At 57.6% G+C, this 22393-nt stretch carries 22 protein-coding genes; 10 read left to right on the top strand and 12 right to left on the bottom strand.

The annotated features are described in order from the left end of the window. Positions 1–26 precede the first annotated feature (26 nt). Positions 27–626, bottom strand: coding sequence for a LysE/ArgO family amino acid transporter (locus AC2FFF_RS07890; protein WP_281972730.1), 600 nt, complete (start codon positions 624–626; stop codon positions 27–29). 86 nt (positions 627–712) lie between these two features. Between AC2FFF_RS07890 and AC2FFF_RS07885 the strand changes: the two genes are divergently transcribed. Beyond that, the gene (locus tag AC2FFF_RS07885; RefSeq protein WP_281972729.1) at positions 713–1597 is read left to right on the top strand and encodes a LysR family transcriptional regulator ArgP; all 885 of its coding nucleotides are present in this window, start codon (positions 713–715) and stop codon (positions 1595–1597) included. Positions 1598–1611: 14 nt separating this feature from the next. Here AC2FFF_RS07885 and AC2FFF_RS07880 read toward each other — a convergent pair whose 3' ends face one another. Together AC2FFF_RS07880 and AC2FFF_RS07875 are read right to left on the bottom strand one after the other, a co-directional pair. Then, positions 1612–2883 (bottom strand): permease, encoded by a 1272-nt coding sequence (locus AC2FFF_RS07880; RefSeq protein ID WP_281972728.1) that lies wholly within the window; start codon positions 2881–2883, stop codon positions 1612–1614. Positions 2884–3019: 136 nt separating this feature from the next. Beyond that, positions 3020–3760, bottom strand: a complete 741-nt coding sequence (locus tag AC2FFF_RS07875; RefSeq protein ID WP_142636775.1) for a YebC/PmpR family DNA-binding transcriptional regulator — start codon at positions 3758–3760, stop codon at positions 3020–3022. Between the two features lie 110 nt (positions 3761–3870). On the opposite strand from AC2FFF_RS07875, the gene AC2FFF_RS07870 reads away from it, so the two are divergent. From AC2FFF_RS07870 to AC2FFF_RS07855, 4 genes are all read left to right on the top strand, one after another. Then, on the top strand, positions 3871–5643 hold the full coding sequence (locus AC2FFF_RS07870) for an SLC13 family permease (RefSeq protein WP_281972727.1): 1773 nt from the start codon (positions 3871–3873) through the stop codon (positions 5641–5643). Between the two features lie 17 nt (positions 5644–5660). Then, complete coding sequence (locus AC2FFF_RS07865; protein ID WP_271949429.1) at positions 5661–6395, top strand: glutamine amidotransferase; 735 nt, start codon at positions 5661–5663, stop codon at positions 6393–6395. Between the two features lie 72 nt (positions 6396–6467). After that, positions 6468–7325, top strand: a complete 858-nt coding sequence (locus AC2FFF_RS07860; protein WP_281972726.1) for a bile acid:sodium symporter family protein — start codon at positions 6468–6470, stop codon at positions 7323–7325. 11 nt (positions 7326–7336) lie between these two features. After that, positions 7337–8998: an FAD-binding dehydrogenase gene (locus tag AC2FFF_RS07855; RefSeq protein WP_142636767.1), complete on the top strand. Its 1662-nt coding sequence runs from the start codon at positions 7337–7339 to the stop codon at positions 8996–8998. Here the strand turns inward: AC2FFF_RS07855 and AC2FFF_RS07850 are convergent, their stop codons facing one another. The 3 genes from AC2FFF_RS07850 to AC2FFF_RS07840 all read right to left on the bottom strand — a co-directional run bounded on the left by AC2FFF_RS07850 (position 8999) and on the right by AC2FFF_RS07840 (position 12526). Then, positions 8999–9745, bottom strand: coding sequence for a YbaY family lipoprotein (locus tag AC2FFF_RS07850; protein WP_281972725.1), 747 nt, complete (start codon positions 9743–9745; stop codon positions 8999–9001). 96 nt (positions 9746–9841) lie between these two features. Then, on the bottom strand, positions 9842–11620 hold the full coding sequence (locus tag AC2FFF_RS07845; RefSeq protein WP_281972724.1) for an SLC13 family permease: 1779 nt from the start codon (positions 11618–11620) through the stop codon (positions 9842–9844). A gap of 90 nt (positions 11621–11710) precedes the next feature. Continuing rightward, entirely contained in the window at positions 11711–12526 is an 816-nt protein-coding gene (locus tag AC2FFF_RS07840; RefSeq protein ID WP_281972723.1) for a TIGR00282 family metallophosphoesterase, read from the bottom strand. Positions 12527–12613: 87 nt separating this feature from the next. On the opposite strand from AC2FFF_RS07840, the gene AC2FFF_RS07835 reads away from it, so the two are divergent. After that, positions 12614–12847 (top strand): putative hemolysin, encoded by a 234-nt coding sequence (locus AC2FFF_RS07835; RefSeq protein ID WP_142636759.1) that lies wholly within the window; start codon positions 12614–12616, stop codon positions 12845–12847. Positions 12848–12855: 8 nt separating this feature from the next. Here the strand turns inward: AC2FFF_RS07835 and AC2FFF_RS07830 are convergent, their stop codons facing one another. Together AC2FFF_RS07830 and mgtE are read right to left on the bottom strand one after the other, a co-directional pair. Continuing rightward, complete coding sequence (locus AC2FFF_RS07830) at positions 12856–13413, bottom strand: 5-formyltetrahydrofolate cyclo-ligase (RefSeq protein WP_281972722.1); 558 nt, start codon at positions 13411–13413, stop codon at positions 12856–12858. Continuing rightward, the gene (gene mgtE / locus AC2FFF_RS07825) at positions 13410–14804 is read right to left on the bottom strand and encodes a magnesium transporter (RefSeq protein WP_142636755.1); all 1395 of its coding nucleotides are present in this window, start codon (positions 14802–14804) and stop codon (positions 13410–13412) included. The genes AC2FFF_RS07830 and mgtE overlap by 4 nt, the downstream gene beginning before the upstream one ends. 140 nt (positions 14805–14944) lie before the next feature. On the opposite strand from mgtE, the gene guaD reads away from it, so the two are divergent. Beyond that, positions 14945–16234: a guanine deaminase gene (gene guaD, locus AC2FFF_RS07820; RefSeq protein ID WP_281972836.1), complete on the top strand. Its 1290-nt coding sequence runs from the start codon at positions 14945–14947 to the stop codon at positions 16232–16234. Here guaD and AC2FFF_RS07815 read toward each other — a convergent pair. The 3 genes from AC2FFF_RS07815 to AC2FFF_RS07805 form a co-directional block, all read right to left on the bottom strand. Continuing rightward, positions 16231–17565, bottom strand: coding sequence for an 8-oxoguanine deaminase (locus tag AC2FFF_RS07815; protein WP_281972721.1), 1335 nt, complete (start codon positions 17563–17565; stop codon positions 16231–16233). The two genes, guaD and AC2FFF_RS07815, sit on opposite strands and share 4 nt — an antisense overlap. A 114-nt stretch (positions 17566–17679) precedes the next feature. Further along, a complete protein-coding gene (gene hisN, locus AC2FFF_RS07810) occupies positions 17680–18471 on the bottom strand; it encodes a histidinol-phosphatase (RefSeq protein ID WP_281972720.1) in 792 nt (263 codons plus the stop codon). A gap of 44 nt (positions 18472–18515) precedes the next feature. After that, positions 18516–18887, bottom strand: coding sequence for a helix-turn-helix domain-containing protein (locus AC2FFF_RS07805; protein WP_142636749.1), 372 nt, complete (start codon positions 18885–18887; stop codon positions 18516–18518). Positions 18888–19226: 339 nt separating this feature from the next. Between AC2FFF_RS07805 and AC2FFF_RS07800 the strand changes: the two genes are divergently transcribed. Beyond that, entirely contained in the window at positions 19227–20183 is a 957-nt protein-coding gene (locus AC2FFF_RS07800; protein WP_281972719.1) for an NADPH:quinone oxidoreductase family protein, read from the top strand. Positions 20184–20190: 7 nt separating this feature from the next. Here AC2FFF_RS07800 and AC2FFF_RS07795 read toward each other — a convergent pair whose 3' ends face one another. Further along, positions 20191–21072, bottom strand: a complete 882-nt coding sequence (locus tag AC2FFF_RS07795; protein ID WP_142636745.1) for a LysR family transcriptional regulator — start codon at positions 21070–21072, stop codon at positions 20191–20193. Positions 21073–21197: 125 nt separating this feature from the next. On the opposite strand from AC2FFF_RS07795, the gene AC2FFF_RS07790 reads away from it, so the two are divergent. Beyond that, entirely contained in the window at positions 21198–21407 is a 210-nt protein-coding gene (locus AC2FFF_RS07790) for a DUF1127 domain-containing protein (protein ID WP_281972718.1), read from the top strand. Positions 21408–21588: 181 nt separating this feature from the next. Next, positions 21589–22368 carry a Bax inhibitor-1/YccA family protein gene (locus tag AC2FFF_RS07785; RefSeq protein WP_271949406.1) on the top strand — a complete coding sequence of 260 codons (780 nt, stop codon included), beginning with the start codon at positions 21589–21591 and terminating at the stop codon, positions 22366–22368. Positions 22369–22393 lie beyond the last annotated feature (25 nt).

Here is a 22393-nt window from a genome sequence, read left to right as displayed (position 1 = left end):
ACCGAAACACAGGCGGGAACAAGACCTCAGATCGCCACCAGCTTGGCCGCAATCGCCAGCATGACAAAACCGATAACAACATCCAGCACCTGCCATGCCCTTGGGCGGGCAAAGACCGGCGACAGAATCCTTGCCCCGTAGCCCAACGAGAAGAAGAAGACAAAGCTGGACAGCATCGCTCCAATAGCAAAGGCCAACCGGTCATCATATTGTGCAGATATCGACCCGATCAGAACCACCGTGTCCAGATAGACATGCGGATTCAACCAGGTGAAGGCCAGCACGGTCAGCAGGACAGACCTCAGACTTGAACGTGTCCCTTCACTGACATCCATGGAAGACCCGCCGCGCCAGGCCGATAGCAGGCTGCGCAACCCGTACCAGGTCAGAAACACAGCCCCGCCATAGCGCATGACCGGCTCGAACCAAGGAGCAGTCTGAGCAAGCGTTCCGAACCCGGCAACCCCTGCCGCAATCAGAATGGCATCCGATACGGCGCAGGTCAGGCATAGGGCAAAAACATGTTCGCGGCGCAGCCCTTGACGCAGGACAAAGGCGTTCTGCGCACCAATGGCCAAAATCAGACTAAAGCCCAGAGCGAATCCGGAAATCAGAGATGCGGACATGAAACCTCCTGTGTTCGATTTGATTGACTAGAGCCAGTCAGTCGATTTATCAAATTAAAGAAGTTACACCTGGTTAAGCTCTGCTAATGTTGCTGGATCCCAATCACCTTGCCGCACTTTCGGCCATTCTACGCCACGGAAGCTTTGACGCCGCCGCCTCAGAGCTGTCGGTGACGCCTTCGGCGATATCGCAGCGGATCAAGTCATTAGAGGATCGGATAGGCGCCGCTCTGATCACTCGTGGTGCGCCCTGCACAGCGACACCCGCCGGCTTGCGCATTGCCAGATACGCCGAGGATATCGGGCTGCTTGAGGCACAGCTGGCCCGTGAACTTGCGTTGGAGGGAACCTCTGGCCCCACCCAGGTGCGCATTGCAATTCCCGCAGACAGTTTGGCCACATGGTTCATCGCTGCGATGGCCCAAACAGATGAGTTGCTGTTCGATCTGGTAATTGATGATCAGGACCATTCGGCCGATTGGTTGCGCCGCGGTGAGGTCAGCGCGGCTGTTACCACCGGAGGGCAACCGGTCTCTGGCTGCGATGCCCATCCACTTGGGGATTTCAGGTATATTCCAACGGCCAGCCCAGGTTTTATGCATAAATGGTTCCGGGAAGGTGTAACCAAAAGCAGCCTTGCCATGGCACCGTGCCTGACCTTCAATCAAAAGGACGGTCTTCAGAAAGCCTGGTTTGCGAGAGAGTTCGGGCACCACATTTCCCCGCCATCGCATTTCCTGCCATCCTCACACGGGTTTGTGGATGCAGCGATCGCCGGCATCGGGTGGGGAATGAACCCGATTGAGTTGGTACAAAAGCCTTTGGCAGATGGCCTGTTGTGCCCCTTGATACCAGACAAGCCCCTTGATGTTCCGCTGACCTGGCAGGTCGGGCGTGTCTTATCCTCGGCCCTTTCGCCGCTGACCGCCGCTGTAAAGCGCGCGGCTGTCGACGCGCTTATTCAACGATAGACAGGATTGGCCGATCAGGATGGCTCGGGCGCTTTAGGAATCGGCGTCACCACCCGGTAACAGGCAAAAGCTGCGATCAGGCTGACCAAGACAACGATCAAAACCGCCGCCGAGACCTCTTGCATATGTGCCAGACCAGCCAGTGCCGCCGACACGATGACCGCAACAATCCGCGAGATGCTTTTCACCGCTGCCGCCCCTTTGACCCGCTGATCAAACGGGGCGATATCCAGAAAATACAACTTTCGGGCACTGCTGATGCCTGTTACCGCCACGGTCACCACAAACAGGGCAACCGCATGAGTGTGCACCTGATGACCGATATGGAGGTAATGGACCGTCAGCAGCCCTGCTCCGGTCAAGGCCACCATCAGAGTTCCGGATACCATGACCGCCCGGTGGGATTTCAGGTTAACAAACTGCCACAAAGGCGCAGAGACCAGATATCCAGAGGCCGACGAAATGATCATTGCGGTAAGACCTTTGGCCGAACTGTGATGTGCCTCGGCCGCCATCAGGGCAAAGAACGGAACCGATAGACTGACAACCACAATCGGAAGGCGCATGACCATATAGCGCCGGAACCAGGTCTGGTTGAACATCGCCAGAATATCGGTGAAATACTCGGACCAATGTCTTTTGCTTTCGTCCTCAGGCGCTGTGGAAATTTTCTGATGCGGAACTTCGGACATCGCCAGGATTGATAGGCCAGACAACAGAAAAAACACCACTGCAACTCCGATCACAACCGAATGGCGCGCAAACGGAGGGTTGCCCAGCGTGATTTGATGGACCAACAGAACAAGACCGATTGCGCCCAATCCGCCGGCGCCTAACTGCAGATATCGCATGATCATCCGTGACCTGGACTGAACGTGCGCGCCCAGCAGGTCAGTAAGCAGCAATGTCTGGATCTCACCCACGAGACCGATCAAAAAAAATGCGGCGATAAAGGCTGTGGCCGTGAACACGAGACTGCCCGTCGCGGCCGCCGCCAGAGCCATGACAAGGCAGGCCCCGATCAATACTTCGGTCATCGCGATGCTGCGTTTCTTCTGTTCGCGCAGCGCAATGACCTGGGCCAGAAACACGTCGGCGATCATGCTGCCGACCATGCGGATTGAAACCAGCGCGCCGGCGATGAACATCGGGAGTTCCAGCGAAACCGCAAGAAACGGCAAGACAATGGACGGGCTGCCAAGGGTCCAGGCGACCTGGGACAGAATACTCTGCCCGGTCAAAACAGGCACATTGCGTTTGGCCAAATCAAATTGAGGTTCGGTCATCTGCTCTTTGACTCACTGCTTCAGCTATTCGACCCAGCCTATGGGTTCGAACCTGATCGGCCAATAGCCCTATCCTCCAACCAACAAAAAACCCGGCCTGACGGCCGGGTTTCCAAATCTCAAGATGCGGGGCAGATCAAAGCTGCGCCATCACCTCATCCGAGGCTTCGAAATTGGTTGTGACGCGCTGAACGTCATCATCATCTTCCAGCGCATCGACCAGCTTCATCAGCTTTTGCATATCCTCAAGCCCCAGCTCGGTCGTGGTGCTTGGCTTCCAAACCAGTTTGGTGGATTCCGTTTCACCCAGCGCGGCCTCGAGCGCGTTCGAGACGTCGTTCAGATCGGTGTCGGCGCACCAGATGATATGACCTTCGTCCGAGCTTTCAACATCTTCCGCGCCTGCCTCAATGGCCGCTTCGAACACGGTGTCGGCATCACCAACCGTATCCGGATAGACCACTTCACCCTTGCGTTCGAACATAAAGCCGACGGAACCGGTCTCGCCAAGATTGCCGCCATTCTTGGAAAAGGTCGAGCGCACGGTCGATGCGGTCCGGTTCCGGTTGTCGGTCATCGTCTCGACGATGACGGCCACGCCGTTGGGGCCATAGCCTTCATACCGGATTTCTTCGTATTCGTCGCCGTCGCCTGCCTGCGATTTCTTGATCGCACGGTCGATCACGTCTTTGGGGACCGAGTTCGACTTAGCCTCTTTCACCGCCAGACGCAGACGCGGGTTCTTGTCGGGATCGGGGTCGCCCATCTTAGCGGCAACGGTGATCTCTTTTGACAGCTTGGAAAACAGTTTGGACCGCGCGGCGTCCTGACGTCCCTTGCGGTGCTGGATATTGGCCCATTTGGAGTGGCCTGCCATGGTGCGTCCTCGTGATAGTGATTGCGTATTTGGCGCCCATATAGACGTTTGCGGGCCATGGGATCAAGAGACCGGCTTGCGACGGCTTCTTCTGCGAGTATGTTGGCGGTATGACGACAGATCAGATCATACTTTTCGCTCTCTTTGCCACTGTATTCGGAATGCTGCTTTGGGGGCGGTTTCGCTATGATCTTGTTGCGTTTTCCGCGCTTCTGATCGGAGTGGTGTTGGGTGTAGTACCCGTCGATGACGCTTTTGCCGGTTTTGGTCACTCGGCGACCATCATCGTCGCGCTGGTTCTGGTCGTTTCGGCCGGGCTGGTCCGGTCCGGTGCGGTATTCCTGATCACGCGATCCCTGGTTGACGCGTCACGCGGCCTTGGGGCCCATATCGCCTTGATGGGCGGTATCGGGGCGGTTCTGTCCGCCTTCATGAATAACGTCGCTGCCTTGGCCCTGTTGATGCCGGTCGACATTCAGACCGCACGAAAAGCCGGACGAGCCGTCGGCCTGACCCTAATGCCGCTCAGCTTTGCAACAATTCTGGGAGGGATGGCGACCCTGATTGGCACGCCACCGAACATCATCATCGCCTCAATCCGCGCAGAAACTCTGGGCGAGCCCTTTCGTATGTTCGATTTCGCCCCTGTGGGTGGCATTGCTGCGTTTGCCGGGCTAGCCTTTGTCTCACTGGTGGGCTGGCGATTGATCCCGAACCGGGGACCGCAAACCGAAACCTCTGAGGCGCTGGCCGAATATATCGCAGAACTGACCGTCCCACCGGAATCGCCGTTGATCGGCAAACGGGTCAGCGAGCTTTATGAAGATGCCGAGAAATCCGACGTCGCCATCATCGGCATGATCCGCGACGGCAAGCGCCGCTATGGCCGGTCGGCCCATGCAACACTGAATCAGGGTGACGCGCTGGTGCTTGAAGCCCGCCCCGAGGCGCTGGATGAATTCCGCGCGGCGCTGAAGCTGGATTTTTCGGACACACGTCGACAGGAGCTTCTGACCGCTGAAGGCGACGGGCTGGAAGTCGTCGAGGTTGTCGTGACCGAAAACGCCCGCATCGCCGGGCGTACGGCGCAGGGGTTGGGATTGGCATGGCGGCAGAGCACCGTTTTGATGGGCATTTCGCGCCAGGGCCGCAGCATCACCGAACAGGTCCGCAAAACCGAGGTTGAGGCTGGCGACATCCTGTTGTTGCTGTGCCCGCGTGATCGCAGCGCCGATGTGACCGAATGGCTGGGATGCCTACCGCTGGCCCAACGCGGTCTGAACGTCACCGCCAATGAAAAGGCCTGGCTTGCGATTGGCCTGTTTGCCACCGCGGTACTGGCAGCCAGTGTTGGGCTGACCTACCTGCCGGTCGCATTGGGGCTGGTTGTGGTTGCCTATGTGCTGACCAAGATCATGCCAATCGCAGATCTCTATACTCACATCGAATGGCCGGTGGTCGTTTTGCTGGGCTCGATGATCCCCCTGGGCAGCGCACTGGAAACCTCGGGCGGCACCGAACTGATCGCCAATGCGCTGATCCAGTTAACTGACGGCCTGCCTGCATGGGCTATTCTGACCGTTCTGATGGTGGTCACCATGACCCTGTCGGACGTGTTGAACAACACCGCCACGGCGATTGTGGCGGCCCCGGTCGGCATTCAGATGGCCCGCACGCTTGAGGTTTCCCCCGACCCGTTTCTGATGACGGTCGCCGTTGCAGCCTCGGCTGCGTTCCTGACGCCTATCGGGCATAAGAACAACACGCTGGTTCTGGGTCCTGGTGGCTATCGGTTCGGAGACTACTGGCGCATGGGCCTGCCGCTGGAAATCCTGATCATTGCGGTTTCGATACCCGCGATCCTTGTGTTCTGGCCGCTGTGACGGGTAAGAGCCGTTCCATGAAACAATTTCTGATCCTGCAGTTACGCCCGGAAACCGATGCGTCCGATGCCGAATATGCCTCGATTTTGGACAAGACCGGCCTGAGTTCTGAACAGACCCATCGCATCCGGTTGGATTGTGAAGACCTGCCCGACGGCTTGGACGTGACCGACTATGCCGGAGTGATCGTCGGCGGCGGCCCCGGCTGTGTCAGCGACGATCCGGCGACAAAATCGCCGACGGATGCCCGCACCGAAGCCGCCATCATGGGCCTGATGCCGCAGATCACCGCGCGCGATCATCCGTTCATGGGGTGCTGCTATGGGCTGGGTATTCTTACCGCGCATCTGGGTGGCGATGTCAGTAAAGACCAGTTCGGAGAGCCCGTCGGCCCCTCAACCTGCCACGTGACAGAGGACGGTGCGACCGATCCACTGATCTCGGGGCTGGGTCAGAGTTTTGATGCTTTTGTGGGCCATAAAGAGGCTGTGCAATCCCTGCCAGAAGGGTGCGTGCATCTGCTTGCCTCGGACCCTTGCCCGTTCCAGATGATCCGCTGGGGCCAGAATGTCTATGCCACACAGTTCCACCCCGAGGCTGATGCCCGCGACTTTGAAGAACGTATCACCATCTACAAACACCACGGCTATTTCCCGCCCGAAGATGCGCAGCGTCTGATCGACATTTGCCACGCCGCCAATGTCACTCTGCCCGGTGAAATCCTGCGCAGGTTCGCCCAACGCTACGGCTGACCCTACGGCGCGGTTGCCTGCGGCTTTGACCCTCGCTTACGCTGGTCCGAACGGCTTTGGGAGGAGTTGTAGTTGGATCTGCTTATTAATGTCGGCCTGCCACTATCGTTGGCCATAATCATGCTGTCCTTGGGTGTCGGGCTTGAGATCGCCGATTTCCGCCGGGTTGTCAGCAGACGATACCCTTTTGCGATAGGGGCGTTCTGCCAGGTGATCTTGCTTCCCATTGCTGCATTTACGGCGGTCAAACTCTTTGCACTGCCACCGGAAATAGCAGTCGGTGTTATGCTCCTCAGCTTTTGCCCCGGCGGTGTTACCAGCAATATCCTGACTAAACTGGCCAAGGGTGATGTCGCTCTTTCCGTCAGCCTGACAGCCATCATCAGCTTGCTGTCGATGGTGACGGTACCCGTATTGGCCGCATGGTCGATCAATCACTTCATGGGCGAGGACGCACCCGAGGTTTCGATCACCGGGCTGGCCATAGCGATGTTCCTGATCACCACCCTGCCCGTTGCCATCGGCGTCAGTATACGGCATTTCGCAAAAGGATTCGCAGAACGTGTCGATGCCCCATTGTCCAAACTGGCTTCGATTCTTTTCGTCCTGATCGTTCTCGCCGCGCTGGCCGGGAACTGGGAAATGTTCGTCGAAAATTTGGGGCTGATGGGGTCGGCGCTGATCACCCTGAACATTGCGCTGCTGCTGATCGGGCTGGGACTGGCCCGCGCCGTGAACCTGTCATGGAACGAGAGCAAGACAATCTCGATCGAAACTGGCATTCAAAACTCGACTCTTGGCATCACATTGGCAGCGCTGATTACCAGCACGGAAAACGGGCTAAGCCCTCTTGCTCTGCCATCGGCCGTCTATGGTATCTTGATGTATGTCGTCGCCCTGCCATTTATCGCCTGGCTGCGCCGCAGCTGAGAGGAAAAAACATGTCCAATAACACCGCAGATGCCATTGTCGTTGGGGCTGGGCTGGCCGGGCTTGCGGCCGCGGCCGAGCTAGGCGACCGCGGAAAAAAGGTGATCATACTGGATCAGGAACCCGGTCATTTCCTCGGCGGTCAGGCGTTCTGGAGCCTCGGTGGACTGTTCATGGTCGACACGCCGGAACAGCGCAGGATGGGCATCAGGGACAGCCACGAACTGGCCTTGCGTGACTGGCAGGGCAGCGCGCAGTTTGACCGCGAAGAAGACGCTTGGCCCCGCAAATGGGCCGAGGCTTACGTCGAATTCGCCGCCGGTGAAATGCGGCCCTGGCTGCACGATATGGGGCTGCGATGGTTTCCTGTGGTTGGATGGGCCGAACGTGGCGGTTCTTATGCCGATGGGCATGGCAATTCGGTACCTCGGTTCCACATCACATGGGGCACCGGCCCTGGTGTTCTGGAACATTTCATCCGTCGCGTGCGCGAACATGTCAGCACAGGCCTGATCCAGCTGAAGTTCCGCCACCAAGTCAGCCATATCATTATGCAAAACGGCTGTGCCAAAGGCGTCTCGGGAGAGGTCTTGGCTGAGGACGCAGCCGCGCATGGCGCCAAGACCAACCGGGAAGAGGTTGGGGAATTCGAGGTCTATGCTCCTTCGGTCATCGTCAGTTCGGGCGGTATTGGTGGCAATTTCGAAATGGTGCGCAAGAACTGGCCGCGCGACCGCCTGGGCGAACCACCCAAAGACATGATCGCGGGCGTGCCGTTCCACGTTGACGGCCGCATGATCCCCATCAGCGAAAAGGCCGGTGGACATGTGATCAACGGCGACCGGATGTGGCATTACACCGAGGGCGTCAAAAACTGGAACCCGATCTGGCCATCGCACGGAATTCGTATCCTGCCCGGCCCAAGCTCTATGTGGTTTGACGCGCGCGGCAATCGTCTGTTGCCCCCTTGTTTGCCGGGGTTCGACACGTTGGGCACGCTGAAAGAGATCCTGAAGACCGGTTATGAATACAGCTGGTTTGTACTGACGCAGAAAGTCATCAAAAAAGAATTTGCGCTCTCCGGGTCGGAACAGAACCCGGATTTCACCTCGGGCAGTTGGAAAGAGGTTATCCGTCAGCGCATTTTGTCAGGATCGCAAGCCACCGCGCCGGTCGAGGCCTTCAAACAACACGGGGAAGATTTCATCGTTGCCAACACTCTGACCGAACTGGTCAGCGGCATGAACCAACTGGGTGGCGATCTGATCAATGAGGCGCATTTGCGCGCCCAGATCGAAGCCCGGGACTCACAGGTCGACAACCCGTTTACCAAGGACGCGCAGATGGCGGCTATTCTGACGGCCCGCAACTATCGGGGTGACAGGTTGATCCGCACCGCCAAACCACACAAGTTCCTTGATCCTGCCAATGGGCCGCTAATCGCGGTCAAACTTCACATGCTGACGCGCAAAACGCTGGGCGGTTTGCAGACCAACCTCGACAGTCAGATGATCGGTCCAAACGGTCAGGTCGTTCCCGGGTTGTTCGCCGCAGGAGAGGTCGCCGGTTTCGGCGGCGGCGGCTATCACGGATACAACGCACTGGAAGGCACATTTCTGGGCGGCTGCATCTTTTCCGGGCGCAACGCAGGACGGTCGCGCGCTGTGGCCTGATTAATGCGTGCGTATGAATTTCAGAACCGGGTCGCCTGCGCTGTCCAGCAGCGCAAGGCTATCGCCCGCCACCGCATAGGACACCACGTTTTGCAGCGCGGCAAAGAACTGATCCTCGACCTGCTCCATCTCGGGTGGGCAGGCCATCAAAGTGGCCGCAATATTGTCTGGAAACGTAAGCGAATTTCCGGAAATTTCGGCCTGCCCTGTGAAACGGTTGCAACCGCCTGAGCCGCTAAAGGCACCGCCTTGCGCAAAATCAAGTTGCGGTGCGCGTTCGCTGTTCAGCACGGCCCCATCCACACCAATCGCCGTCCAGCTTGTGTTTTCCAGCCCCGCCGACGTGGGGCCGCCAGTCTTGACCAACAAAAGGTCGGCTGTATCCGGCGCACCATTGGTCAGGACCGGATACACCGTGTCGGTCGTAAACAGCAGTTGTGACCCACGATATATTGCCCCCCGCACCGCATAGGTCATCCCGTCACGGATCAGAGCATCATCATAGGTCAGTTCAAACTCGGCAGGCACGCCACTCAGCACGTAGCGCTGCGCAGCCAGCGTTACCGCTGGCGCATCCGCAAGCGATATATCCTGCAGCTCGATATATAGCGTCGCGTCTTCAGGCACGGCAATCCGTTCGCGGTAGGAGGCGGTACCGGTCACCGAACCAGCCGATACATCGCTGCCAATCAGCGCCACCATAATCGCACCCATTACGATCAACTGACCAAATTTTGGAAAAGGCATAATCCCGTCCTTTCGTCCAAGTTCTAGAGGAAAAGATTGTGTCTGGATCAGCCTTTACAAGACCGTCAGCGCAAAACCGGCGGGTTCGCGCCGGTGTCACAACGGCCAGATGATCGGAATAAGCAACGAAGCAAGCAGCCCAACCGTCAGGTTCAAGGGGATGCCAACCTTCATGAAATCGACAAACCGATATCCCCCCGGACCATAGACCATCATGTTGGTCTGATATCCGATTGGTGTCGCAAAGGATGCAGATGCCGCCAACATCACCGCAACTACCAGCGGCCTTGGGTCTACGCCGACGGCCTGCGCCAACCCGATTGCGATTGGCGTGACCACTACCGCAACGGCGTTGTTGGAGACGAGTTCGGTAAGCACCGAGGTCAAAACATAGATGGCCCAAACGATCAGGAACGGTGGCAGCGCACTTAGCCCAGGTGCGATTGCATCGACGATCAAGGAAACCGCCCCAGACTTATCAAGCGCGGCCCCGATGGCCAGCATCGAGAATATCAGCGCCAGAAGCCGCCCCTCGATAAAGGAAAACGCCTCATCCGCGTCTATGCAGCGGGTGACCAGAACCAGAGCGACCGCAAGAATGGAGAGCAACAGAATTGGCGCCACACCCAATGCGGCCAATACAACGATCCCGATCAATGCGCCAATCGCCACCGGAGCGTGATTGCGGCGGAACGCCCGCGCTGAGGGCTGTGTCACGTCGACCATATCCATATCAGCGGCAAGCTTCTGGATATCGGCAGGTGATCCCTCCAACAGCAGAGTATCCCCGACTCGCACCACGAGGTCGTCTAGTTGACGACCGATATTCTGGTTCCGCCGATGTACCGCCAGAACGTAGACACCATAGCGGCGGCGCAGGCGCATCACGCCCAGCGTTCGGCCAACCATACGGCACCCCGGTGTGATCAGCACTTCGACCGTTTTGGTCTCGACCGCAGAAACCTGATCAACACGCTTTAACTCTTTGTTGCTTTGCAGGCTCAGCAACTCGGTCATCTCGGTCCGCAGGACCACGCGATCCCCAACTTCAAGCGTCACCCCTTTGAGGTTGCGCCGCAAAGACTCGTCCCCGCGGACCACGTCAATCAGGCGTACGCCGGGACGCTTGAACAGTTGCACTCCTGTCACTTCGCGCCCGATCAGGTTGCTGTCAGGCGGGATGACGGCCTCGGTGAAGAATTTCATCTTGGACCGGTCACTCAGAAGCGAGGCCATGCTATCGCGTTCAGGCAGCAGGCGCGGCGCAACAAAGCGCAGATAGATCATGCCGTAGATCACCACTGCGATGCCCAAGGGCGTGACTTCGAAAATCGTGAATGCAGCCAGACCCTGAGATCGCGCGACACCATCCACAAGCAGGTTGGTCGAGGTGCCGATCAGTGTCAGCGTCCCCCCCATGATGGCAGCATAGCTGAGCGGGATCAGCAGTTTCGAGGCCGGCACGTTCAACGTGCGGGCAATCTGTACAAAAACCGGGATCATCACGACGACCACGGGTGTGTTTGACACCACCGCCGAGGCCAGAACCACAAACCCCATCAGCATGGCAATCGCGATACGCGGGTTAACCTGCGCCTGTTTCTGCGCAGTCGCGGTAAAGGAATCCAGCGCCCCGGTTCTGACCAAGGCCCCCATGATGATGAACATGGCCGCAATCGTCCACGGCGCAGGATTGGACAGAACTGCCAACGCACTTTGATAGGGCAGGATACCGGTCACCAGCATCAGGGCAACGCCCGCGATGGCGACAACCTCGGTCGGGTAAGCCTCGCGCAGGAACATGACAAACATGCCTGCGACAACCAATAGCGCCACGATCGCGCTGCCCGTTTCTGTCAGTTGAAGAAATTGCATTCGTGGTATTCAGTCCGAACCCTGGCCCAGCTTGCGCGCCCGTCGGGCAGTTTCCCGTATTGCGGGCAGCAGGGCAAGCCCAACGTCGCGCTATTGCGGCCCGGCTCGTTGCAAGCGACCCCCAACGCGCACCATTTGCACGGATTTTGCCTGACCATTGCGATCATCGGTTTCCACGAACACACCGCTTAGCGTTGCTTCGCCATTTGCAGGCGTAAACCGCGCCTTGGGCATGCCGGTGATGAACCGGCGCATCGGTTCCAGCTTTTCCATACCAATGACAGAATCGTAATCCCCGCACATCCCGGCATCGGTCAGATAGGCTGTTCCCCCCGGAAGGATCTGAGCATCTGCGGTCGGCACATGCGTATGCGTCCCGACCACAAGGCTGGCGCGCTTGTCGCAGTAATGCCCCATCGCCATCTTCTCGGATGTGGCTTCGCAATGCATGTCAACGATGATCGCCTGGGCCTGACCGCCGCGCGGGTGCGACTTCAGAATTGGCTCGATCGCCGAAAACGGATCATCGAAGGGCCGCTTCATAAAGACCTGCCCCAGCACCTGTACGACCAAAACCTTGCGCCCGCCAGGGGCGGTATAAAGACGATGCCCGCGTCCCGGAGCACCCTTGGCAAAGTTAACAGGGCGCACAATGCGCGGTTCGCTCTCGATGAATTGCAACATGTCCTTCTGGTCGAAAGCGTGGTCGCCCAGCGTCAGGCAATCCGCCCCTGCATCTAACAGCAGCTTGGCATGATCCCCGGTCAAACCCATTCCGTTCGAGGCATTCTCACCATTGATCACCACGAAATCCAGCCGCCATTCGTCGCGCAGACGTGGCAGATGTTGCTGAACAGCCGCGCGTCCAGCGCGGCCCATAACGTCACCCAGAAAAAGTATCCTCATAGAAACCGTCTAAGTGTGGCAATTCGCAAGTACAAGCCGTTAAGCTGACCCAATGAACGGCAAAACTCTTTATTTAGGAGATTCTTTATGTTTCGGATCGGTCTGACCTTTGGTGTCTGTGCCACGCTTGCTGCCTGCTCGGAAGAGCAAGCGGTCAACTCAAACCCACAGCTGCCAAACCCCTCGGCCATCTATTGCATCGATAGCGGTGGGAGGTATGAAATTCGGGACGGAGAGAATGGCCAGACCGGCGTGTGCATATTGCCTGATGGCACCGAAAAAAATGCCTGGGAGTATTTTCGCGCTAAAAACCAGGGCTGATACCTTCGTTAAAAGGTCAACACTCGGCTTTCAGTTACTACCATATCAAGCGGCTGATCCGTCGATTCCAGCGGCAGCCCGTCTGCTTCTTGCGCATCGTAGGCAAAACCGATGGCCAGAGTCGGGCGTTTCGCGCGCAGCCCTTCCAATGTCCGGTCATAGAACCCGCCCCCATAACCCAGACGCCCTCCATTTGCATCGAATGCCACCAGCGGAACGATCAGAATTTCGGGATCGAAATAGTCATCGACCTCGGGCACTTTGGCGCCAAACGGGCCATCCTTCAGCCTGCCTTCGGGCGTCCAACGAGAGAATTTCAGCGGCTGTCCGGCCGCCTGAATAACCGGTACGCCCACCGGGCCGTAAGCGGACGCCTCGGCCATGGCGGGCAGCGGGTCACTCTCGGTCCGGATGGGCATATAACCCGACAGGGGTACTCCGCGGTGCCCGGCCAGAATTTCAGACAGTCGCCCGGCGGCACCGGGCGGATTTGCATCAAACGCAGATTTGCGCCGGGCAAAGGCCGCCTTGCGCGCGGTTGCTTTGATTTCGGTCAGATCGGTCACAATAGCACCACGCTGGCAAGCCCAAGAAAGATAAAGAATCCCATGACATCCGTCGTTGTCGTCACAAAGGTTCCTGACGCCAGCGCCGGGTCAATACCCATCCGGTCTAGCACGACCGGTACTACCGTACCTGCAAAGCCTGCGATCACCATGTTCACGACCAGAGCGGAGCCAATCACGACACCCAGCAACGGCGAGCCGAACCAATACATTCCCACCACGCCCAGAACGGTGGCAAAACACAGCCCGTTCAACATGCCCACCAGCAGTTCCCGTCGGATCACCCGCATCACGTTCGCACCGGTCAGGTCGCGCGTTGCCAGGGCTCGCACTGCGACAGTCAGCGATTGTGTCCCCGCATTGCCCCCCATCGAGGCCACAATCGGCATCAGAATGGCCAACGCCACCAACTGATCAATCGCCGCCTCGAACTGGGAAATCACCAGCGAGGCGCAGATCGAAGTACACAGGTTGACCGCCAACCACGGCAGGCGTCGCCTGCTGGTCGCGGCCACACTGTCGGACAGCGAGCTTTCGTTGCTGACGCCGGCAAGACGCAACATGTCCTCTTCGTATTCCTCATCCAGAACCACCATCGCGTCATCAATGGTGATCACCCCGACCAGCCGTCCGTCACCATCCACCACCGGGGCCGAGATCAGGTGATACTGATTGAACGCATAGGCCACGTCCTCTTCATCCTGATCGACGGGAATGGTATAGAACTCTTCTTCGGCAATTTCGTGCAGAGGCACCTCGCGCCGGGTGGCCATGAGTTTGCCCAGTGTTACCTGTGCTGTTGGCTTCAGCCGCGGATCAACAAGAACCAAATGGTAGAATTGTTCTGGCAGTCCGTCATTGGCACGCATAAAGTCAATGGCCTGCCCAACTGTCCAATGCTCGGGCGCCATGACGACTTCGCGTTGCATAAGCCGTCCGGCCGAGTTTTCCGGGTAGGATAACGCCTGTTCGGCCGCGATCCGTTCGGAATCCTCCAGCGCACCCAGGATGGCTTCTTGCTGCGGCTCTTCAAGGTCTTCCAGCAGATCGACGACATCGTCGCTTTCCATGTCGCGTACGGCATCCGCCAGAACATCGGGACGCAGGACTTCAATAACTTCTTCCCTGACACCTTCGTCCAGTTCAGACAGAATATCGCCGTCGAACTCTTTGTCATACAGACGGATCAACCGGGCGCGGTCATAGGGGTTGATCTGTTCCAGAAGGTCGGCGATGTCGGCAGCGTGCAGCGGGTCCATCAATTCGACCAGCTTGTCGCGGTCATCGACATCAACTGCATACAGAATGGATGCTACCGTTCGACGATCCAGCGCATAGGCGTCATCATCAGAAGTCGGTTCACTTACGGGTTCGTTAATACCTGTTGTCATATCTGCCCCCGCTCTGTTCGCCCATTGGCCCCTAAATAGAAGAAGCAGCTACCGGAAAACAATGACAATGCGCCGATTTACCGACAACTTTCCTGCCCCTATGCTGTTTCGCAGTCCCAGACAGGCGGAGATGAATGAGTATGGCGCAAAAAACGCTGCTGAAAGGGCGTGTCCTGAGTTTCACTGGCACCCCGTTCGAGGGCGAACCGACCGAGGCTGTCAAAATCAGCGAAGCGGTTCTGATCGAAAACGGTCGGATTTCCAGCGTATCGGATGCCGACAGTCTGCACAATGCCCACCCCGAGGCAAAAGTCGTGGATCATGGTCAGCACGTGATCCTTGCAGGATTTGTTGATGCGCATGTGCATTATCCGCAGACCGCCATGATCGCTAGTTGGGGCAAACGCCTGATCGACTGGCTGAACACCTATACCTTTCCTGAAGAGATGAAATTCGGCGATGCAGCCTATGCCGCTGAGATTGCCAACAGGTATCTGGACCTGACAGCGGCACATGGCACCACCACGATGTGCAGCTATTGCACCATCCATCCCGAGAGTGTTGATGCCTTTTTCATTGCGGCCAAACAACGCGGTCAACGTGTGGTTGCGGGCAAAACCTGCATGGATCGCAACGCACCCGATGGCCTGAGAGATACCGTGCAAACTGCCTATGACCAATCCCAGATTTTGCTTGAGAAATGGCACGGGGTCGACCGCCTGTCCTATGCGATTACGCCGCGTTTCTCACCCACCTCCACACCCGAACAGTTAGAGGCCATGGGCGCATTATGGGCAGAGCATCCCCATTGCCTGATGCAAACCCATCTCAGCGAACAGACTGATGAAATTGCCTGGGTACGCGACCTGTTCCCCGACGCCCGCGATTATCTGGACACCTATGAAAAGTTCGGCCTGCTTGGTCCCAACGGCCTGTATGGCCACGTCATCCACCTTGAGGCACGTGAACGCGACCGACTGCGTGAGGTCGACGCTGCGTTGATCCATTGTCCGACCTCAAACACCTTTATCGGGTCAGGCCTGTTCGACATGGCAGGGTTGATGCGCGACGGACACCGGGTTGGTCTGGCAACGGATACTGGTGGCGGTTCAAGTTTCTCGATGCTGCGCACGATGGCATCGGCCTATGAGATCGGACAACTGCGCGGAACGCCGCTGCACGCCGCGCAACTGCTGTGGCTGGGCACCGTAGGGTCGGCCCGCACGTTGAGGCTGGACGACAGCATCGGCAATATCGCCCCGGGAATGGAGGCCGACCTGATCGTGCTCGACCTCGCCTCAACCCCGGCCATAGCTCAGCGCGAGGCCTGCGCCGATGACCTGTGGGAGGCCCTCTTTCCCACCATCATGATGGGCGATGACAGGGCGATTGCCGAGGTCTGGATCGCGGGTCAGCCTGTCCAAACCTAAGGTTGCAAAGCGCGGGCCAATCGGTTCTGTCGCTCAATCACCCGGGGCAGATCCAGCGTTGCGATCTGCCCGTCCCGCACGATCTGGCGACCTTCGACAAACAGGTGCTTCACCCGCGCCGGTCCGGCAAGCAACAGGGCGGCTGGATCCCAACTGCCCGCGCTTTCAATACCGCGCGTATCCCATATGGCTATGTCAGCACGTTTTCCGGGCTCCAGCCGACCGCAATCGGGCCGATTCAAGACATCCGCCCCACCCCGCGTGGCAATTTCAAGCGCCTCACGTGAGGACATGGCATCGGCACCGCTTGCGACGCGCTGCAACAACATAGCCTGCCGCGCCTCGAGGATCAGATTGCCGCTGTCATTACTGGCCGACCCATCGACGCCCAGACCCACAGGCACGCCGCGATCTCGCATCGACCGTACAGGGGCAATCCCCGAGCCCAACCGGCAGTTCGAACAGGGACAGTGCGCCACGCCTGTGCGGGACCGTGCAAACAGATCAATCTCTGCCCCGTCCAGTTTCACGCAATGGGCGTGCCAGACATCTGAGCCGGTCCAGCCCAAATCCTCGGCATATTGACCGGGGCGGCAGCCGAATTGTTCCTGCGAATAGGCGATATCCTCGTCATTCTCGGCCAGATGGGTATGCAGCATGACGCCTTTGTCACGGGCCAGATTGGCCGTGTCTCGCATCAAGTCGCGACTGACAGAGAACGGCGAGCAAGGTGCCAGCCCGACCCGACACATTGCACCCTCTGACGGGTCATGAAAGGCGTCGACCACACGCATCATGTCTTCGAGAATAGCTGCTTCGGCCTCGACCAGTGAATCCGGCGGCAAGCCACCATCGCTTTCACCAATACTCATAGCGCCACGTGTTGGGTGGAACCGCAGGCCAACCTCGGCAGCCGCAGCAATGGTGTCATCCAGACGCGCACCGTTCGGATATAGATACAAGTGGTCGGAACTGAGCGTGCATCCCGTCAACGCCAGCTCGGCTAAACCGATCTGGGCGGATACGAACATCTCTTCGGGGCCAAATCGCGACCAGATCGGATAGAGCGTTTTCAGCCATCCGAACAAAAGCGCATCCTGTCCGCCAGGAACGGCGCGGGTCAGGGTCTGGTACAGATGGTGGTGCGTGTTCACGAGGCCGGGCGTAACCACACATCCGCTTGCATCATGGATCTCAGCGCTCGCCTGCAACCCATGGCCGATCTGTTCAATCTGTCCATCTCGGATCAGAATATCCGCGCCAGAAAGTTCTCGGCGCTGGTCATCCATGGTCAGGATCGTGTCTGCATTTATGATGAGGATATCAGTCATCTTGCTCTCCTTGCATCGCCCGTTTCATGCATGGAGTGCAAAAGCTGGCGGAAAACGGGCACAAGAACCAGCCGGCTCAAGGTTAATCCGCTCGCCGGGTCGCCGCAACAATTTTCAGAAGTTGCGCAGAATTTCCAGCGCAGCTGCGTGAATATCCGGGTTTGCCGCCGCCAGAGCCCGACCGCCATTATGGGCGGGGCCGCCTTGCCAGTCTGTGACGATACCGCCAGCCGCATGAATCACGGCGATTGGCGCCTGAATGTCATAGGCGTTCAGACCTGCTTCGATCACCAAATCCACCTGACCCGCTGCAAGCAGAGCATAAGCATAGCAATCCATTCCATAGCGGGTCAGGCGTACGTGCTGTGACACAGCCTCAAACCCGGCACGATCTTCCGACGCGCCGACCTCGGGGAAGGTCGTGAACAGAATCGCCTGGTCCAGAGAAGGTGTTGAACGGGTCTTCAGGGACATATCGCCCGTAGGACCATGGCTTCGCGCGATATCCGCCGAGCCGATGAAGCGTTCCCCGATATACGGCTGGTCGATGATCCCCATGGTTGGCCCGTCCTGCGTGCTAAGCGCAATCAGAACCCCCCATGTCGGTGTCCCGCTGATAAACCCTCGGGTGCCGTCGATCGGATCCAGAACCCAGGTGCGGCCACTTTGCCCCTCGTGCTGCCCATATTCCTCGCCAAATATTCCATCTTGGGGCCGATGTCGGGCTAAAACCGCGCGCATGGCTTTTTCGGCTGCGCGGTCGGCGACAGTGACCGGATCAAATCCCTGATCCAGCTTATTCGAAGTCTCAAGATTAGACTTCCTGAAAAAAGGAAGAATGGCCGCACGCGCCGCGTCGGCCATTTCTTCAGCTACTTCAAGATCACTCAGCGACATCTTATCCATACGCTACCCGTGCGTTTCGTCAGGATCAGAGTCAACCCGTGAAATCAGGCAACATCACTCAGAACGCGCGCAAGCTCGAACAGGCGGCGACGCTGGTTTTCCGGTATGGCATAGTAAGAGCGGACGAGATCCAGGGCCTCTTTGTCGCCCATAAGGTCTGCAGGAACCGATTTCTTATCCGAGCTTCCTTTCTCGACCTCTTCCAGGCCTTCAAAGAAGAAACTGACGGGAACATCCAATGCCTCGGCAATGTCCCAAAGACGAGACGCGCTGATTCGATTGGCACCGGTTTCATATTTCTGGATTTGCTGAAACTTGATACCAACTTGCTGTGCCAACTGCTGTTGGGTCATGCCAATCAGCCAGCGGCGATGCCTGACGCGTTTGCCCACATGGACATCGACGTGATGGGTCATTGGTACTATCCTCCCTTACACACACAACTGATACGGGTGCGCAACATGCTTTGTTACCGCAACATTAGCGAGCCCGACTTAACCACTCCCTAATTTGGAACATGCCCCCCAAATCAGCACCATAGCGCACTATTACGTTTTTTGGCGCTTTTTTCAAGAAGGTTGAATCTGATTCCACAAACAATGGTTTATAGTTGTGTTGTGAATACCGCGCACACGTTGATTCCGATCTGAAAACAATCACCTGATCAACACCGGATTAACGGGGTCTTCAGCAGGGTAACAGATTGACAAGACCACGACAGCACTGACCTATGCCCGAAAAGACGGAGCCAAATCATGCTGGCGTTTCATATCCAGACCAACGGGGCCAAGGCCCAGCTTTGCAATATTGACCTGACAGAACCCGGCGACAGCCAGGTCTGCATTCAAATCAAAGCCTGCGGTTTGAATTTTGCGGATCTCCTTATGCAGAAGGGGACGTATCAGGACACCCCGGTGGCGCCCTTTTCCTTGGGCATGGAAGTCGCAGGGATTGTTCGCGAAATTGGAAACAATGTACGCCACCTGAACCCGGGTGACCGTGTCGCTGTCTATTCCGGCCAGGGTGGCCTCGCTGAATTCGGAGTGTTCGACGCCGATCGTGCAATCGCAATCCCTGACTCTATGAGCTTTGAAGACGCCGCCGCAATTCAGATCACATATGGCACCAGCCATATTGCCTTGGATCATCGTGCGCGGCTCAGGCCCGGCGAAACCCTGCTGGTGACCGGTGCGGCAGGTGGCGTCGGCCTGACGGCGGTAGAGATCGGCAAGCTTATGGGCGCCACGGTTATTGCGCAGGCGCGCGGCAGTGAGAAACTCAAGGTGGCACAGAGGGCCGGGGCCGATCATCTGATCGACGCATCCGAAGATCTCCGCGTCCGTGTCCAGGCATTAGGAGGCGCGGATGTCGTATATGACGCGATCGGCGGCGATGTATTTAAAGCCGCCTTTCGCGCGACCAACCCCGAAGGTCGCATCTTGCCCATTGGCTTTGCGGGCGGTGAGGTGCCGCAAATTCCGGCCAACCATCTACTGGTCAAGAACCTGACAGTCATCGGGCTCTACATCGGAGGCTACTTGAAGTTTCGACCTCAGATTGTGACGGACAGCTTTGAAACGCTGTTTCGCTGGCATAGCGAGGGCCGCATCAAACCGCATATCAGCCATGTCCTGCCCCTGTCCGAAGCCGAACGCGGACTGGCCATGCTGCGCGACAGGACGGCCACCGGGAAAGTCGTCATAACCCCCTGAGGGATAATCAACCGACAACGGCTTTGAGCGGCACCCCCCCAAGCAAACGAAAGTTCTGGCGCACCAGCGTCGCCAACGCCTCAACCACGGCCCCGCGGCCAGTTTCGCCGCCATACAGATTTATCATATGCGCAGGAAGCTCGGGCAGGACGCCACCCGAATCGATCTGGGCAAGATGTGCGGCCTCTGTCCCTTCGAGCATGGCATGAACCGCCAAATCGGCGCTGACCGTTGCCTCGATAGTACGGTCGTTTTCGGTTTCCACCGAAAGCTCCCAGGGAATTCCAGCCGCATCCAGCGCAGCAATGACCTGCGGCCTGAACAGACACCGACGCCCAAGCGCTAGCGGAATGGGGCGTTTTCGCCAGGCAGACCCGCCCGGCGCACCAATCCAGCGCAAAGGAAGCTCGGCAATCGTCTCGGCCCCCTGCCCCACTGTCGCCTCGGTCGTTAGGATCAAATCGCAGTCTCCGCGCTTAAACATATCCTTCAGTTGCAGCGAATAGGAGGAGATAAGCTGCACACGGACGCGTGGGAAATCCGCGTTGAATCGCTGCAGCACCCGGGGAATCGCCGGATAGACGATATCATGCGGCACACCAAGAACGACCTCGCCCTCATAGGCCTGATCCGTCAGCTTGGACATCACCTCGTCATTCAACGAGATCATGCGTCTGGCATAGGCCAAAAGCTGTTCTCCCGACGCTGTCAGCGCGATGGTTCTGCCACTTCGGTCCAGCAGCTCCAGACCTAAAAGCTCCTCCAACCGCTTTAGCTGCATCGATACGGCAGATTGTGTCAGGTGCAGGAAACCGGCTGCCCGCGTCACGCCACCCTGATCGGCAACTGCCACAAAGGAGCGGAGAGTGGTGATGTCCAGATTTCGCATCTTCACGATTCCTTATGGATGTGTTCAATAATATTCATTTTCAAAATGTGTCACAGCCCTCCATATAAATCAAGGAAGTTGATGCAATAGGCACAACACATCAGTAAAACCGAAAGGACAAGGCTATGACGCAAATCACAGCTTCAACATATTGCAAGCCACGGCAGCGCTTTAAGCTCACTTCTGTTCTGGATGCGCTATCGCTACGGCGCCAACGCTGTCAGCTCACCAGATTGGACGACCGCGCCCTTCTCGATATCGGCATTACCCGTGAAGAAGCCGAAGCCGAAGCAAAACGCCGCATATGGGATGCTCCGGAATTCTGGCAAAAATGAACCTAATCCACTACTTTTACCACTGAATGGCGGCTGACACCTCGAAGCCGCCATTTTTGTTGCGTGTTTTAGCCTGTTTCCCACGTTAAACCCTTGAAACACAGCCCGCACTTGACGATATTTGCGAGGAGCGCGGCCTGACATCGGGACGCAAAAAGAATATGTGGAGGGAGACCTTTTAATGGCACAATTTGACACGATCCGGACGGCGACCGGTACGCGCGCTGTCCAGATTGACGAGGGCCTGCGCGCCCATATGAACAAAGTCTACGGCACAATGTCCGTGGGCATGCTGATTACGGCACTCGCGGCCTGGGCTATTGCTGGTCTTGCCGTGACCTCAGATCCAAGCAACGCAGTTGCTCAGATCGGCGCTGATCGTTATCTGACCAGCCTGGGCGGCACCCTGTTCCTGTCGCCGCTGAAATGGATAGTGATGTTCTCACCGCTGGCATTCCTGATCTTTGGCTGGGGCGCGCTGATGCGGCGCGGGTCGGCTGCGGCGGTGCAACTGGGTTTCTTCGTATTCGCGGCCGTTATGGGCGTTTCGATGAGCTCGGTGTTCATGATCTACACTCCTTACTCGATCGCGCAGACGTTCATTGTGACCTCGATTGCCTTTGCTGGTCTGAGCCTGTTTGGCTACACCACCAAGCGCAATCTAAGCGGCATGGGCACATTCCTGATTATGGGTGTGATCGGCCTGCTGGTGGCGATGGTCATAAATATGTTCCTGCAATCGCCTGCGATGATGTTCGCGATCTCGGCAATCGGAGTGATTATCTTTGCTGGCCTGACGGCGTTCTACACACAGGACATCAAAAACACCTACGTTGCGCATGCAACACATGGTGACCAGGAATGGCTGAACAAAGCGGCTATAGACGGCGCGCTGAGCCTCTATATCTCGTTTCTGAACATGTTCCAGTTCTTGCTGATGTTCATGGGGCAACAAGAGTAGCACACCGCATTACAGCAGCAAATAA

This window comes from Ruegeria sp. YTSA226, assembly GCF_059609905.1.
This window is presented reverse-complemented; position numbering and strand designations above follow the sequence as displayed.

Coding starts and splice junctions, on each gene's coding strand:
- AC2FFF_RS07795 (WP_142636745.1), bottom strand. CDS start 21,072: ATGCGAAATCTGGACATCACCACTCTCCGCTCCTTTGTGGCAGTTGCC.
- guaD (WP_281972836.1), top strand. CDS start 14,945: ATGGCGCAAAAAACGCTGCTGAAAGGGCGTGTCCTGAGTTTCACTGGC.
- AC2FFF_RS07865 (WP_271949429.1), top strand. CDS start 5,661: ATGAAACAATTTCTGATCCTGCAGTTACGCCCGGAAACCGATGCGTCC.
- AC2FFF_RS07890 (WP_281972730.1), bottom strand. CDS start 626: ATGTCCGCATCTCTGATTTCCGGATTCGCTCTGGGCTTTAGTCTGATT.
- AC2FFF_RS07785 (WP_271949406.1), top strand. CDS start 21,589: ATGGCACAATTTGACACGATCCGGACGGCGACCGGTACGCGCGCTGTC.
- AC2FFF_RS07870 (WP_281972727.1), top strand. CDS start 3,871: ATGACGACAGATCAGATCATACTTTTCGCTCTCTTTGCCACTGTATTC.
- AC2FFF_RS07790 (WP_281972718.1), top strand. CDS start 21,198: ATGACGCAAATCACAGCTTCAACATATTGCAAGCCACGGCAGCGCTTT.
- AC2FFF_RS07835 (WP_142636759.1), top strand. CDS start 12,614: ATGTTTCGGATCGGTCTGACCTTTGGTGTCTGTGCCACGCTTGCTGCC.
- AC2FFF_RS07885 (WP_281972729.1), top strand. CDS start 713: ATGTTGCTGGATCCCAATCACCTTGCCGCACTTTCGGCCATTCTACGC.
- AC2FFF_RS07850 (WP_281972725.1), bottom strand. CDS start 9,745: ATGCCTTTTCCAAAATTTGGTCAGTTGATCGTAATGGGTGCGATTATG.
- AC2FFF_RS07840 (WP_281972723.1), bottom strand. CDS start 12,526: ATGAGGATACTTTTTCTGGGTGACGTTATGGGCCGCGCTGGACGCGCG.
- AC2FFF_RS07855 (WP_142636767.1), top strand. CDS start 7,337: ATGTCCAATAACACCGCAGATGCCATTGTCGTTGGGGCTGGGCTGGCC.
- AC2FFF_RS07845 (WP_281972724.1), bottom strand. CDS start 11,620: ATGCAATTTCTTCAACTGACAGAAACGGGCAGCGCGATCGTGGCGCTA.
- mgtE (WP_142636755.1), bottom strand. CDS start 14,804: ATGACAACAGGTATTAACGAACCCGTAAGTGAACCGACTTCTGATGAT.
- AC2FFF_RS07880 (WP_281972728.1), bottom strand. CDS start 2,883: ATGACCGAACCTCAATTTGATTTGGCCAAACGCAATGTGCCTGTTTTG.
- AC2FFF_RS07805 (WP_142636749.1), bottom strand. CDS start 18,887: ATGACCCATCACGTCGATGTCCATGTGGGCAAACGCGTCAGGCATCGC.
- hisN (WP_281972720.1), bottom strand. CDS start 18,471: ATGGATAAGATGTCGCTGAGTGATCTTGAAGTAGCTGAAGAAATGGCC.
- AC2FFF_RS07875 (WP_142636775.1), bottom strand. CDS start 3,760: ATGGCAGGCCACTCCAAATGGGCCAATATCCAGCACCGCAAGGGACGT.
- AC2FFF_RS07815 (WP_281972721.1), bottom strand. CDS start 17,565: ATGACTGATATCCTCATCATAAATGCAGACACGATCCTGACCATGGAT.
- AC2FFF_RS07800 (WP_281972719.1), top strand. CDS start 19,227: ATGCTGGCGTTTCATATCCAGACCAACGGGGCCAAGGCCCAGCTTTGC.